Origin of the sequence: Pseudomonas syringae pv. cilantro (assembly GCF_001293775.1) — a bacterium.
GTDB lineage: Bacteria > Pseudomonadota > Gammaproteobacteria > Pseudomonadales > Pseudomonadaceae > Aquipseudomonas > Aquipseudomonas syringae_P.
Genome location: NZ_LGLN01000024.1, coordinates 106,715 through 120,439 on the forward strand (window position 1 = coordinate 106,715; position 13,725 = coordinate 120,439).

General features: G+C 59.0%; 10 protein-coding genes. 3 read left to right on the forward strand and 7 right to left on the reverse strand.

Going from position 1 to position 13,725, the window contains the following annotated elements; all coding sequences use genetic code 11:
* Window positions 1-19: 19 nt before the first annotated feature.
* Window positions 20-1,603: an alkaline phosphatase D family protein gene (locus ABJ99_RS04710; RefSeq protein WP_054084812.1), complete on the reverse strand. Its 1,584-nt coding sequence runs from the start codon at window positions 1,601-1,603 to the stop codon at window positions 20-22.
* Window positions 1,604-1,765: 162 nt separating this feature from the next.
* Here ABJ99_RS04710 and ABJ99_RS04715 point away from each other — a divergent pair, with 162 nt between their 5' ends.
* The 3 genes from ABJ99_RS04715 to ABJ99_RS04725 all read left to right on the forward strand — a co-directional run bounded on the left by ABJ99_RS04715 (window position 1,766) and on the right by ABJ99_RS04725 (window position 6,217).
* On the forward strand, window positions 1,766-2,782 hold the full coding sequence (locus ABJ99_RS04715) for a class I SAM-dependent rRNA methyltransferase (protein WP_054084813.1): 1,017 nt from the start codon (window positions 1,766-1,768) through the stop codon (window positions 2,780-2,782).
* A gap of 142 nt (window positions 2,783-2,924) precedes the next feature.
* Window positions 2,925-5,882 (forward strand): DUF748 domain-containing protein, encoded by a 2,958-nt coding sequence (locus tag ABJ99_RS04720; RefSeq protein WP_054084814.1) that lies wholly within the window; start codon window positions 2,925-2,927, stop codon window positions 5,880-5,882.
* A gap of 26 nt (window positions 5,883-5,908) precedes the next feature.
* On the forward strand, window positions 5,909-6,217 hold the full coding sequence (locus ABJ99_RS04725; RefSeq protein WP_054084840.1) for a DUF2845 domain-containing protein: 309 nt from the start codon (window positions 5,909-5,911) through the stop codon (window positions 6,215-6,217).
* Window positions 6,218-6,348: 131 nt separating this feature from the next.
* Here the strand turns inward: ABJ99_RS04725 and ABJ99_RS04730 are convergent, their stop codons facing one another.
* The 6 genes from ABJ99_RS04730 to infB form a co-directional block, all read right to left on the reverse strand.
* A complete protein-coding gene (locus ABJ99_RS04730; protein WP_054084815.1) occupies window positions 6,349-6,702 on the reverse strand; it encodes a BON domain-containing protein in 354 nt (117 codons plus the stop codon).
* A 292-nt stretch (window positions 6,703-6,994) separates the two neighbouring features.
* Window positions 6,995-9,100: a polyribonucleotide nucleotidyltransferase gene (gene pnp, locus ABJ99_RS04735; protein WP_054084816.1), complete on the reverse strand. Its 2,106-nt coding sequence runs from the start codon at window positions 9,098-9,100 to the stop codon at window positions 6,995-6,997.
* Window positions 9,101-9,275: 175 nt separating this feature from the next.
* Window positions 9,276-9,545 (reverse strand): 30S ribosomal protein S15, encoded by a 270-nt coding sequence (rpsO, locus tag ABJ99_RS04740; protein ID WP_002555121.1) that lies wholly within the window; start codon window positions 9,543-9,545, stop codon window positions 9,276-9,278.
* Between the two features lie 158 nt (window positions 9,546-9,703).
* Window positions 9,704-10,621, reverse strand: coding sequence for a tRNA pseudouridine(55) synthase TruB (gene truB, locus ABJ99_RS04745; protein ID WP_054084817.1), 918 nt, complete (start codon window positions 10,619-10,621; stop codon window positions 9,704-9,706).
* 3 nt (window positions 10,622-10,624) lie between these two features.
* Window positions 10,625-11,041 (reverse strand): 30S ribosome-binding factor RbfA, encoded by a 417-nt coding sequence (gene rbfA / locus ABJ99_RS04750; RefSeq protein ID WP_003377505.1) that lies wholly within the window; start codon window positions 11,039-11,041, stop codon window positions 10,625-10,627.
* A 158-nt stretch (window positions 11,042-11,199) separates the two neighbouring features.
* On the reverse strand, window positions 11,200-13,725 hold the full coding sequence (gene infB / locus ABJ99_RS04755; protein WP_054084818.1) for a translation initiation factor IF-2: 2,526 nt from the start codon (window positions 13,723-13,725) through the stop codon (window positions 11,200-11,202).

Sequence of the window (13,725 nt, forward strand, 5' to 3'; positions counted from 1 at the left end):
AGCGTCAGCCCTTTGCCTGTCAGACGATTCGATTGACCTCTTTCACCGGCTGCAACTTGCGCTCGAACACCGACACGCCGTCCAGATCGCGCAGAGCGACCGTCATCTCACCGCTCTGCCCATCGATATTCACTTCGCCGAAGAACTGATAACCCGCAAACGGCGAGGTGTTCTGCGCAGGCGGCGCTTTCTGGAACACCAGCTCGGGGCCGAACGTCTTGTCCAGCACATTGGGGCCATAACTGCCCGCATTCAGCGGCCCGGCCACAAACTCCCAGAACGGATCGAAATCCTGAAACACCGCCCGATCCGGCTGATAGTGGTGCGCAGCGCAGTAATGCACATCGGCGGTCAGCCACACGCAATCGCGAATTTTCTGCTCACGCAGATACCCCAGCAACTCGGCAACCTCCAGTTCACGCCCCAGCGCCGGACCATCATTGCCATTGGCGATGGCCTCCCAACGCGCAACACCGGGGCTCACCTCGCCATCCGGTACGCCCAGACCAATGGGCATGTCGGCGGCGATCACTTTCCACTGCGCGCGCGACCCGTTGAGCTCGCGCTTGAGCCAGTCCAGTTGTTCGCGGCCCATGAAGGCAGTGGTCGGACCGGGCTTGTCGGCCAGATTGGCATCGTTGCCGTCGCGATAACTCCGCATGTCGAGGACGAACACGTCGAGCATCGGCCCATAAGGAATCTTGCGATAAATGCGCCCGCCGTTATCCGCTGCCTGCAAGCGCAGCGGCGCGTACTCCAGATACGCCTGACGTGCGCGGGAAGACAACAGCTGGATGTCCTTGACCTTGTAGCGGTCATCGAGCTGCTTGCTCGGCGACCAGTTGTTGGTCACCTCGTGGTCATCCCACTGCCAGATCTGCGGCACTTCGGCGCTGAAACGGCGCAGGTTTTCATCCATCAGGTTGTAGCGGTAATTGCCGCGGTATTCGTCGAGCGTCTCGGCCACCTTGCTTTTCGCCTCGGTGGTGATGTTGCGCCAGATCCGCCCGCCTTCTGTGGTGAGCTGCTCGGGCACCGGGCTGTCGGCGTAAATGGTGTCGCCGCTGTGGATAAAGAAGTCCGGAAGGCGCAGGCGCATGGCTTCGTAAATACGCATGCCGCCGATGTCGGGGTTGATACCGTAACCTTGCCCGACCGTATCGCCGCTCCAGACAAAGCGGATGTCCCGACGCTCTTGTGGCGTGCTGCGCAAATGACCGAACCAGGGTTCGCTGGCGACACCGCTTTGGGCATCCTCGAACGAAACACGGTAGAAAATCGCCTGATCGACCGGCAATCCGCTCAGCTCGACGCGCGCCGTGAAGTCAGTGCGCTGGTCCGCCAGCGCCGAGACCACACGTCGTGGCTGGGTAAACATGCTGCGCGTGTCCCACTCGACCACCATGCGCGAAGGCCGGTCGCTGCGGCTCCAGACGATCGCCTTGTCGCCGAACACATCGCCGGACTGGACACCATCAGTCATTTTTGGACGGTCCTGCACCGAGGCGATGACCGCCGGCGCAACACCCGGTAATAGCAGACCGGCCCCCACGGCTCCGACGGCCTGGATGACACGGCGACGCTTGAGATCGAACTGGCTCACGGTTATCCCCTCGCTGACAGGCAAAACAGCAACCTAGCAGGACAATGTTGGCGCTGTGTGACAGCGCTGCCGGATATTCAGCGGATCAGGAAGACTCAAAAACCGTGCACAGCCGGTAACTGCTAAACTCCCGCGCCTTTATTCCAGCCCGAGACGCTTTGCATGTCTTCTTTGAATCAGGCGCTCAGCGTCGCCCTCGATAACCGTGAATCGTTGCTTGCCGAGCTGCATCGGCAAGGCACCGACTGCTATCGCCTGTTTCATGGCAGCCAGGAGGGCGCCAGCGGCCTGACTATCGACCGCTATGGCCCGCAATTGCTGGTGCAGAGTTTTCACACCTGCCTTGAGCGCGACGCGCTGCTGGAACTGCATGCGCAGGTCAACGTGCACCTGGGCCTGGAGACGCTGCTGGTCTACAACGACCGCTCGCAAGGCAACTCGCGGGTAGATCGCCAGGACGCTGTTTACAAGGCCGACGAAGCGGCCCTGGCCGACCATGTCGGTCACGAGTGGGGGCTCAATTATCGGGTGCGCGGGCGGCATGCCGGGCAGGACCCGCTGCTGTTTCTCGACCTGCGCAACACGCGCGGCTGGGTCAAGCAGCACAGCGCGGGCAAGAGCGTGCTGAACCTGTTCGCCTACACCTGCGGCGTCGGTCTCAGCGCCGCAGCCGGTGGCGCGAGCGAAGTCTGCAATCTGGATTTTGCCGAGGGCAATCTCGCCGTGGGCCGCGAAAACGGTGCGCTTAACCCGCAGCTGCCGGCCATGCAATTCATCCAGTCGGATTACTTCCCGGCCATCCGCCAACTCGCCGGCCTGCCGGTCGCCGCCCGCCGCAGCCAGAAGCTGCCCAGCCATGTAAAGCTCGATCAGCGTCAATACGATCTGGTTCTGCTCGACCCGCCCGCCTGGGCAAAAAGCGCGTTCGGCACCGTCGATCTGTTGCGCGATTATCAGAGCCTGCTCAAGCCTGCACTGCTGACCACGGCAGACGATGGCGTGCTGATCTGCTGCAATAATCTGGCGAAGGTCAGCATGCAGGACTGGCGCGAGCAGGTCCTGCGCTGCGCCAGCAAGGCGGGTCGTCCGGTACGGGACTGGCAAATGATGCACCCCGCCGCAGACTTCCCGTCGAAGGACGGCCAACCGCCATTGAAAACCCTGATTCTGCAACTCTGATCAGCCGGGTCCATCCAGCGGCCTGATCAGCCGCTGACTTACATGATGAAAATTCCTACACACCGGAGCGGCATCGCCTTAGGAACCGAACAGGCATGCCATACTCCAAGGACCTCCAAAAGAGAGAGAGACGTCGCTGCCCATGTCCAGAGGATTGAAATACACACTTGGCTCCGTGCTGGCTGTGCTCGTGCTCTACAGCCTGTTGGGGTTTTTCATCCTCCCCGGCGTCGCTCTGCGAATCGCCAATCAACAACTCGCCAACTACTCGACCGTGCCCGCCAAACTGGAACGCCTGGAGTTCAACCCCTACACCCTGGAGCTGACCCTCTGGGGCCTGAACATCGGCACGCCCGGCAAAGAACAGATCGCGTTCGAAAAGCTTTACGCCAACCTGCAGATCGACAGCCTCTGGACCCGCGCGGTGCATTTGCAGCGCGTCGAGCTGATCAAGCCCAAGACCGAGCTGTTGTTCGACAAGCAAGGCAAGCTCAACCTGGCGCAATTGTTCAAGCTGCCTGCCAGTGAGCCGACTGCGGACGAGCCGCCGAGCAAGCCGTTTCCGCTGCGCATTGGCGAGATCAAGCTGGCTGACGGTTACGTGCATTTCCAGGACATGCGCCCCAGCGCGCCAATCGAATTTCTCTACGACGCCCTGAATTTCGAACTGAAGAACCTCAGTACCCTGCCCGAAGACAATGCCGACATGACGCTGGTGGCAGCGGGCCCCGACGGCGGCCAGATCGACTGGGTGGGCCGCATCAGCCTGGTGCCAATCGCCTCCGAGGGCACGCTGAAAGTCACCGATGGCAAAATGAAGCTGTGGTGGCCCTATGTTCGGGATGCGTTGCCGTTGGCGCTTGAGGATGGCGTGCTCAACTTCAGCACCGCCTATAAACTCAATCTGGCCAAGGAAACCGAACTCCAGTTGACCAACCTGTCGGCCAGCGTCGCGCCCTTCGCCTTGAACACGCCTGACGGACGCCCGCTGGTGCGCCTGCAACGCCTGGAGGTGAGCGAAACGTCGGTTGATCTGGCGAAGCAGCGGGTGACGGTGGGCAAGATTCGCAGCCAGAAGCTGGAAACCTGGGCCGCACGCGAAAGCGACGGGCAACTGGACTGGCAGAAGCTGTTTGCCCCTCAACCGGGCAAGCCTGCAGCGCCGCAAAAACCGGCGGTGGACGACAAGGCCGCAGAGCCGGCTCCCGCCACTGCCAGCGCTCAACCGGCAACGCCGGGCAAACCGTGGCAGGTGCTGCTGCGCGATGTGCAACTGCGTAACTACACGGTCCATCTGGCGGATCGCGTCCCCAAGGAGCCCGTGGCGCTGGATATCGGCCCGCTGAACGTCGACATCCAGAATTTCGACAGTCTGAACGCATCACCTTTTACCCTCAAGCTCGACACCCGGCTGGGTAAACAGGGCACTCTGACCGCCGCTGGCGACGTGAATCTGAACCCGGTCAGCGCGCGTTTGAACGTGACGACCCGTGACATCGACTTGCGGGTTGCTCAGGCTTACATCAGCCCGTTCATTCTGCTCGAGCTGCGCAGCGGCATGTTGGCCAGCGACCTGGCAGTCAACCTGAAGAGCACCGAGCCGCTGGCATTCAGCGTCACCGGCAAGGCGCAGGTCAGCCAGCTGCACACCCTCGATACCGTCAAGCAGCGCGACTTTCTCAAATGGCAGCAGCTCGACCTGGAAGGGCTGGACTACCAGCACGGCACCGGTCTCTCGATTGCCAAGGTCAACATGAGCCAGCCGTATGCGCGCTTCATGATCAACGAGGACCGTACCACCAACGTTGATGACCTGCTGATCCCACAACCGGATGACAAGAGCGCGTCGAAGCCGAAAACCGCCAACGCGCAGCCCAAGGCCAAAAAAGACAATCCGCTGGCAATCTACGTCGGCGAAGTGAATATCAAGGACGGCTCGGCCAACTTTGCCGACATGACCCTGACGCCCAACTTCGCGACGGCCGTGCAGCAGCTCAACGGTCGCATCGGCACCATCGACAACCGCAAGGCCACCCCGGCCCCGGTCGATATCCAAGGCAAGGTCGACCGTTATGCACCGGTGACCATCAAAGGCAGCCTCAATCCGTTCGACCCGATGGCCAGCCTCGACATCACCACCAGCTTCAAACGTGTCGAGCTGACCAACCTGACGCCCTACTCCGGGAAGTTCGCAGGCTTCAGGATTCGCAAGGGCCGGCTCAACCTCGACCTGCATTACCTGATTACCAAAGGCCAGCTCAAAGCCCAGAACAAGGTGTTGATCGAGCAATTGCAACTGGGTGAGCGGGTCGACAGCCCGGATGCGCTGGACCTGCCTATCCGGCTGGCCGTGGCACTGCTCAAAGACACGCAGGGGCGGATCTCCCTTGAGCTGCCTATTGAAGGCGACCTTAACAACCCGCAGTTCAGTGTGATGCCGATTGTCTGGCAAACGCTGCGCAATCTGGTGCTGCGCGCAGCACAGGCGCCGTTCAAGATGCTCGGCAGCCTGGTGGCCGGCGGAAGCTCTGAAGACCTCGGCAGCGTAAGCTTCGCGCCGGGCAGCAGCGAATTGTCGGTCGAGACCCAAAACGCGCTGGAAAAGCTCTCGGCGGCTCTCAAGGCGCGTCCCGACCTCAAGCTGGAGATCGAAGGTACCAGCGCTGCCAGCAGTGACGGCCCGCTGCTCGCGCAACAACGACTGGAGCGTGAATACCAGTACACGTACTACAAGATCCTCCAGCGCCGTGGCGACAAGGTCCCGGCCAAGGCAGGCCTGATAGAGGTCCCGGACGCTGAAAAAGCGCCGATGCTGGAAGGTATCTACCGCACGCGTCTGAAACAGCAACCGCCTGCGGAATGGGCGAATCTGAGCAAGGAACAACGTGCCAGCCAGATGCGTGCTGCGGTACTCAAGTTCTGGAGCGGCAACGAGGTATTGCTGCGTGAACTGGGTCAGAGCAGGGCCAGCAGCATCAAGGACTATCTGGTGGACAAGGGCAAGCTGGAAGACGCTCGCGTGTACTTCGTCGACGCCCGCCTGGGTCAGGCCCAACCGGATGGTAAAGTCATCAGCCCTCTGCACCTGGACAGTGAGTGAAGCCGTTGCCACACATGCGAATCAAGATGCTGGTCAGCCTGACCTTGGCCACAGTGGTCGGGGCAGCCGTTTCACCGGCTCATGCGGCGTCGACCCTGCGTTGCGGAAGCCAGTTGATCAGCACGGGCGACCGGGCATTCGAAATCCAGCAGAAATGTGGTGAGCCGGTCAGTCAGGAAGTGATCGGCACCAAGGAAAGCTTCAGCAATGACTATCGCCAGTCCGAAACCGTCAGGATCGAAGAATGGATCTACGGCCCTGACAACGGCATGTATCAGTATCTGCACTTCGAGGGCGGGCGTCTGGTAAGGATCGACAGCAAACGCCGCCGCTGACGCTTACGTCACTTTTACACCATAGAAAAGGCCCCGACTCTTCAGTCGGGGCCTCTAATGGCAACATCCTTGTAGCCTCGCATGAACCTTCCATCAATCAATGACTGCGGGTGTTCATGGACAGTGTTCGATTACTCGGCTTTCAGGCCAGCAGCCGATACGTCTTTGACGCCTTTGATTTTCTTGGTGATCGCAACAGCGGTGTTTTTCTGCGCTTCAGTCACTTTTACCATGGAAGACAGGGAAACCACGCCTTTGTTGGTTTCAACCTTGATGTCCGAACCAGGAATGCCTTTTTCAGTCAGCAGGTCAGCTTTGACTTTGGTGGTGATCCAGGTGTCAGAGGTATCTTCTTTGACTTCTTGAGTCGTGGTGTTAGCTGCCAGAACCATAGGCGCTTGAGCCGAAGTCTGAGCGAATGCAGCGCTAGCCATGGTCAGTGTCAGGGCAGTTGCAGTAGCGGCAGCGATAGCGAACTTCTTCATACGATAACTCCTGTTTTTCTCAAAAACTGCGCCAGGTAAGTGGCTGCAGGGGGTTAACAGTTATATCGCAATCGCTGTGCCAGAATCATGAACTCTTAAAAGCCCTTTAAAATCATATAGTTATATTTTTAGTTAGTTTGCACAATCGTGCAGACTGCCCGGTCAACGCCGTACAGGCTTGCAAGATGCACGTATGCGTCCGACCTTTTCTGCGCCACAAACGTAACCTGCTAATAGCGCTCATAAAAAAAGGACTCCGAAGAGTCCTTTTTTCAACTGCTGATCAGATCGATCAGACGCCGGATACCTTCGCAGCCGCTACATCTTTGATCGACAGCTTGATACGGCCGCGGTTATCCACGTCCAGTACCAGCACTTCGACTTCCTGACCTTCTTTCAGGATATCGGTCACTTTCTCTACGCGAGCGTCGCTCAGCATCGAGATGTGAACCAGACCGTCCTTGCCCGGCAGGATGTTGACGAATGCGCCGAAGTCGACGATGCGCTCAACCTTGCCCACGTAGATCTTGCCGATTTCTGCTTCTGCGGTGATGCCCAGAACGCGCTGACGTGCTGCTTCAGCCGCTTCCTTGGATTCGCCGAAGATCTTGATCGAGCCGTCGTCTTCGATATCGATCGACGCCTTGGTCTCTTCACAGATTGCACGGATGGTTGCGCCACCCTTGCCGATCACGTCACGGATCTTGTCAGTGTCGATCTTCATCGCGATCATGGTCGGAGCGTTGGCCGACAGTTCGTTACGCGACTGACCGATGATCTGGTTCATCTGACCGAGGATGTTCAGGCGAGCTTCCAGGGCCTGGCCCAGAGCGATCTCCATGATTTCTTCGGTGATGCCCTTGATCTTGATGTCCATCTGCAGCGCGGTCACACCTTTAGAGGTACCGGCTACTTTGAAGTCCATGTCGCCCAGGTGATCTTCGTCACCCAGGATGTCAGTCAGAATGGCGAATTTTTCGCCTTCCTTGACCAGACCCATCGCGATACCGGCAACCGGTGCCTTCATCGGAACGCCCGCATCCATCAGTGCCAGGGAAGCACCGCAGACCGACGCCATGGAGCTGGAACCGTTGGACTCGGTGATTTCCGAAACAACACGGATGGTGTAAGGGAACACGTCAGCGCCCGGCAGCATGGCCTGCACGCTGCGACGAGCCAGACGACCGTGACCGATTTCACGACGACCTGCGCCGCCCATACGACCGCACTCGCCCACCGAGAACGGAGGGAAGTTGTAGTGCAGCATGAAGGGGTCTTTTTTCTCGCCTTCAAGGGTGTCGAGCAGCTGTGCGTCACGAGCAGTACCCAGCGTGGCCACAACCAGCGCCTGAGTTTCGCCACGGGTGAACAGTGCCGAACCGTGAGTCTTTGGCAGAACGCCGACTTCGATGTTCAGTGGGCGGACAGTGCGGGTGTCACGACCATCGATACGCGGCTTGCCGTTGACGATGTTTTCGCGAACGGTGCGGTATTCGATTTCGCCGAAAGCGGCTTTGACTTCACTGGCAGACGGGCTGCCTTCTTCGACAGCGAGCTTGGCAACGACCTGATCTTTCAACTCACCCAGACGCGCATAGCGGTCGGCCTTGACGGTGATGGTGTAAGCCTGGGAGATCGCGTCGCCGAACTCGGCACGGATAGCGCCCAGCAGTGCGGTCGCTTCAGGCTTTGGCTGCCAGTCCCAGATAGGCTTGGCGGCTTCGGCGGCCAGTTCCTTGATGGCGTTGATGACGACCTGGAATTCGTCATGGGCGAACAGTACAGCGCCCAGCATCTGGTCTTCGGTCAGCTCTTTGGCTTCCGATTCAACCATCAGAACGGCTTCGGAAGTACCGGCTACGACCATGTCCAGGCTCGAAGCCTGCAACTGCTCGTAAGTCGGGTTCAACAGGTAGCCGGTGCTTTCGTGGAAAGCAACGCGCGCAGCGCCGACCGGACCGTCGAACGGAATGCCGGAGATCGCCAGGGCAGCCGAGGTACCGATCATCGCAGCGATGTCCGGATCGATTTTCTTGCTGGTGGACAGGACGGTGCAGACAACCTGCACTTCGTTCATGAAGCCTTCTGGAAACAGTGGACGGATCGGACGGTCGATCAGTCGCGAGGTCAGGGTTTCTTTCTCGGAAGGACGGCCTTCACGCTTGAAGAAACCACCGGGGATCTTGCCGGCAGCGTAGGTTTTTTCCTGATAGTGCACGGACAGAGGGAAGAAGCCTTTGCCAGCGTCAGCCTGTTTGGCGCCGACCACAGTCACAAGTACGCTGACGTCGTCGTCAACGGTGACCAATACTGCACCAGAGGCTTGACGGGCGATACGGCCTGTCTCGAGGGTTACGGTCGATTGACCGAACTGAAACTTTTTGATTACCGGGTTCACGGTTTCCTACCTTTCTTTGTGGCTCTTGGGGAACTGGTTTCTTGCGAATTCTTGGGCAGCGTGGGGAATCGGCCCCTTCCACAGCCCAGATAAAACTTGAGGCTGGGAGCCTGCCAGATCCAGCGGGAAAACCCGACGGATCGTGACAGACAACCAACCTCTAGCAACGTCGTTATTAGCGACGCAGACCCAGACGACCGATCAGGGCGCTGTAACGGCTAACGTCCTTACCTTTCAGGTAATCCAGCAGCTTGCGGCGCTGGTTTACCATACGGATCAGACCACGACGGGAGTGGTGGTCCTTGCCGTTGGCCTTGAAGTGGCCTTGCAGTTTGTTGATGTTGGCGGTCAGCAGTGCAACTTGCACTTCTGGCGAACCAGTATCACCAACAGCTTGCTGGTAGTCGGTTACGATCTGAGCTTTTTCTTCAACGCTGAGTGCCATGTGGGCAATCCTTATTTCAGGGAAGCGCTTCCGGAGAAACGTTTCCAACAGGCCGAGGACGAAACCTCGTATTAAAAAAAGAGATATGACCGTGCCTGTTGACAGCCATCCTCGTTCCACCCCGTTTACAGGCTAGCCTGCCAACGGACTGGTTCCGGTCACTCTGACCGAATCAATCGACGCGGCGCAACACGCCCGTCTTCGCTGACTTCACCGATACCGATGAAGCGACCTTCGTGATCCTGCACCCGTACCATGCCGAATTTCGGCGCGTCCGGTGCGCGTACTGGCTGACCATGCAACCAGTAGAACGAACTGTGCTCGGAAAACTTCAGCAGCGGCCAGTCCAGCAAGCCACTGTCCGAAGGCATCAGGAAACGGTCTACCGCTTCGTTTCCGCCGTCGGCGTGCACTTGCTCCAGCTCTTCCAGCGTCACCGTCTGAGCCAGCGTGAAAGGTCCGGCCTGGGTACGGCGCAGTTCTGCGACGTAAGCACCACAACCGAGCTTTTCACCAATATCCTCGACCAGCGTCCGGATATAGGTGCCTTTGCTGCAATCCACCGACAAGCGCGCTGTCTCGCCTTCGCAAGCAAGTAATTCCAGGCGCGCAATAGTAACAGAACGGGGCTCGCGCTCCACTACTTCCCCAGCACGCGCCAGCTTGTAAAGTGGCTGGCCGTCACGCTTGAGCGCGGAGTACATGGGAGGTATCTGACTGATTTGCCCACGAAAATCTGGCAGAACCGCTTCGATATCGTCGCGACCAACGGTCACTGGACGCGTGAGCAAAACATCCCCTTCGGAGTCGGCCGTGGTGGTGGTTTTACCCAGTTGCGCCAGCGTCTCGTAGGACTTGTCCGAATCGAGCAGATACTGAGAAAACTTGGTCGCCTCGCCAAAACACAGCGGCAGAACACCGGTTGCCAAGGGGTCAAGGCTGCCTGTGTGCCCGGCCTTCTCGGCATTGAGCAGCCAGCGAACCTTTTGCAGCGCGGCGTTGGAAGTGAAGCCCAGTGGCTTGTCGAGCAGGATGATCCCGCTGACATTGCGGCGTATACGCTTGACCTGAGCCACTCTTTATTCCTCGGTGCTTTCAGGCTTTGCATCTGGCGATGCAGGGCCTTCCTGGTGCTGACTGTCTTGCGCCACTGCGCGCTCGATCAGTGCCGAGAGGTGCGCACCCCGCACGACGCTTTCGTCGTAATGGAAGTGCAACTGAGGCACGCTGCGCAGCTTCATTTCACGGGCCAGCTGCATGCGCAGGAAGCCTGCGGCAGCGTTGAGCACCTTGATGGTCTGCGCGATGTCTTCCGCGTTGTCCTGCCCCATGACGGTCATGAAAATCTTTGCGTGACCGACATCACGGCTGACGTCTACGGCGGTAATCGTGACCAGACCCACACGGGGGTCCTTGATTTCGCGACGGATCAGTTGCGCCAGCTCGCGCTGCATCTGATCGCCGATACGTTGGGTACGGCTGTATTCTTTTGCCATGCTTGTTACCTGTTACTGATCCGGGAGCAAACCCTGACAGTCTGAAAGCGGCAAACGCCCGGCCTGACAATTGCCAGACCGGGCGTTGCGTTTAGAGCTCATGAAGAAACGCTGCACGTACATGCGACGCTCCCGCCATGGCTCCTGAAGCTCGCGATTTAGAGGCTGCGAGCCACTTGGACCTTCTCGAAGACTTCGATCTTGTCACCAACCTTGACGTCGTTGTAGCTCTTGACGCCGATACCGCATTCCATGCCGGCACGTACATCGGCAGCGTCATCCTTGAAGCGGCGCAGGGATTCCAGCTCGCCTTCGAAGATAACGATGTCTTCACGCAGAACACGAATCGGACGGTTACGGTAAACCGTGCCTTCCAGAACCATACAACCTGCGATCGCGCCGAATTTAGGCGAACGGAACACATCGCGGACTTCGGCAATGCCCAGGATATTCTCCCGAACGTCGCTGCCAAGCATACCGGTGAGGGCTTTCTTGACGTCTTCGATGATGTCGTAGATCACGTTGTAGTAACGCATATCCAGACCTTCCTGCTCGACAATCTTGCGTGCGCCAGCATCGGCACGCACGTTGAAGCCGAACAGTACAGCGTTGGAGGCCAGTGCCAGGTTGGCGTCGCTCTCGGTGATACCACCGACACCGCCACCGACCACACGCACTTGCACTTCGTCGTTACCCAGGCCATTCAAGGCGCCGTTCAACGCTTCGAGGGAACCACGAACATCAGATTTGAGGACGATGTTGAGCGTCTTCTTCTCTGCCTGACCCATGTTCTCGAAGATGTTTTCCAGCTTGCCTGCGTGAGCACGGGCCAGTTTGACTTCGCGGAACTTGCCTTGACGGAACAGAGCCACTTCACGGGCTTTCTTCTCATCCGACAGCACGCTCATCTCGTCGCCAGCGTCCGGGGTACCGTCCAGGCCGAGAATCTCGACCGGGATGGAAGGACCCGCTTCTTTGACCGGCTTGCCATTCTCGTCAAGCATGGCGCGGATGCGGCCGAAGTTCGAACCGACCAGCACCATGTCGCCCTGACGCAGCGTACCGTCCTGAACCAGAACAGTAGCAACCGGACCACGGCCCTTATCCAGACGGGACTCGACGACAACACCACGGCCGGGCGCCGATGGAGTGGCTTTGAGTTCCAGAACTTCGGCTTGCAGCAGAACAGCTTCCAGCAATTCGTCGACGCCGGTACCCATTTTCGCGGACACCGAAACGAAAGGCGTATCACCGCCCCACTCTTCGGACGTCACGCCATGGACCGACAACTCGCTGCGAATACGATCGAGGTCAGCACCAGGCTTGTCGATCTTGTTCACGGCGACGACCAGCGGCACGCCAGCAGCAACAGCATGCTGAACCGCTTCGATGGTCTGCGGCATCACGCCGTCATCGGCAGCGACTACCAGAATCACGATGTCGGTCGCCTTGGCACCACGAGCACGCATTGCGGTAAACGCGGCGTGACCCGGGGTGTCGAGGAAGGTGACCATGCCGCGTTCGGTTTCTACGTGGTAGGCACCGATGTGCTGCGTGATACCACCGGCTTCGCCAGCAGCTACCTTGGCACGACGAATGTAGTCGAGCAGGGAAGTCTTGCCGTGGTCGACGTGGCCCATTACGGTCACAACCGGTGCACGTGAGAACGACTCACCTTCGAACTTCAGCGATTCGGCCAGCGAATCTTCCAGGGCGTTGTCGCTGACCAGCGTGACCTTGTGGCCCAGCTCTTCGGCGATCAACTGGGCAGTTTCCTGATCCAGTACCTGGTTGATGGTCACCGGGGTGCCCATCTTGAACATGAACTTGATGACTTCAGCAGCCTTGACCGACATCTGCGCCGACAACTCGCCGACAGTGATGGTCTCGCCAATGGCAACGTCACGAATCACAGGACCGGTAGGGCTCTGGAAACCGTGTGCGTTACGCTTCTTCAGCTTGCCTTTGCCACGACCACCACGACGGAAGCTGTCGCTTTCTTCGTCGGTAGTGCGAGGTGCAACGCGAGGGGCCGGAGCCTTCTCCTTGACCGAAGCGCGATGCGGAGCGTTTTTACGCTCGCCGTCACCGCCACGGGCATTGCGATCATCGGCGCGAGGCTTGTCAGGGCGACGTTGTTCGTCACGCTTGCGAGCATCGGCCGATGGCGCAGCGCTGGCAGGTGCCGGAGCAGCGGCGGCTTGCGCTTCACGCACAGGCTCGGCGGCAGCAACTGGCTGCGCAGGCGCCGAAGCATCCTGAGCGGCAGCCGGCTGGCTGGTTGCATCTGCTTCGGTACGTCGCTTGGCCTCTTCTTCAGCCTTTTGACGAGCGGCATTTTCTACCGCACGGCGTTCGTCCATCTCGCGCTTGCGCTCGGCTTCGATTTCTTCCGGGCTACGCTGCACAAATACTTTCTTCTTGCGCACTTCAACGCTGATGCTTTTGCTGCCGGCAACGCGCAAGGTGCTGGTGGTCTTGCGCTGCAAGGTAATCTTGCGAGGCTCTTCCACCTTGGCCTTGTGACCACTTTTCAGGTGCGTCAACAGGGCTTGCTTTTCGTTATCGGTCACAACTTGCTCGGCGGCGGTGTGCGGCAGACCTGCCTCACGCATCTGCTGTAACAGGCGCTCTACCGGTGTGTCGACCACTTTGGCCAGTTCTTTCACCGTGACTTGCGTCAT

What these genes read in the sequence shown, in the direction of transcription:
- ABJ99_RS04715 (WP_054084813.1), top strand. Translation starts at nt 1,766, where the DNA reads ATGTCTTCTTTGAATCAGGCGCTCAGCGTCGCCCTCGATAACCGTGAA.
- ABJ99_RS04720 (WP_054084814.1), top strand. Translation starts at nt 2,925, where the DNA reads ATGTCCAGAGGATTGAAATACACACTTGGCTCCGTGCTGGCTGTGCTC.
- ABJ99_RS04725 (WP_054084840.1), top strand. Translation starts at nt 5,909, where the DNA reads ATGCTGGTCAGCCTGACCTTGGCCACAGTGGTCGGGGCAGCCGTTTCA.
- ABJ99_RS04730 (WP_054084815.1), bottom strand. Translation starts at nt 6,702, where the DNA reads ATGAAGAAGTTCGCTATCGCTGCCGCTACTGCAACTGCCCTGACACTG.
- rpsO (WP_002555121.1), bottom strand. Translation starts at nt 9,545, where the DNA reads ATGGCACTCAGCGTTGAAGAAAAAGCTCAGATCGTAACCGACTACCAG.
- rbfA (WP_003377505.1), bottom strand. Translation starts at nt 11,041, where the DNA reads ATGGCAAAAGAATACAGCCGTACCCAACGTATCGGCGATCAGATGCAG.
- infB (WP_054084818.1), bottom strand. Translation starts at nt 13,725, where the DNA reads ATGACGCAAGTCACGGTGAAAGAACTGGCCAAAGTGGTCGACACACCG.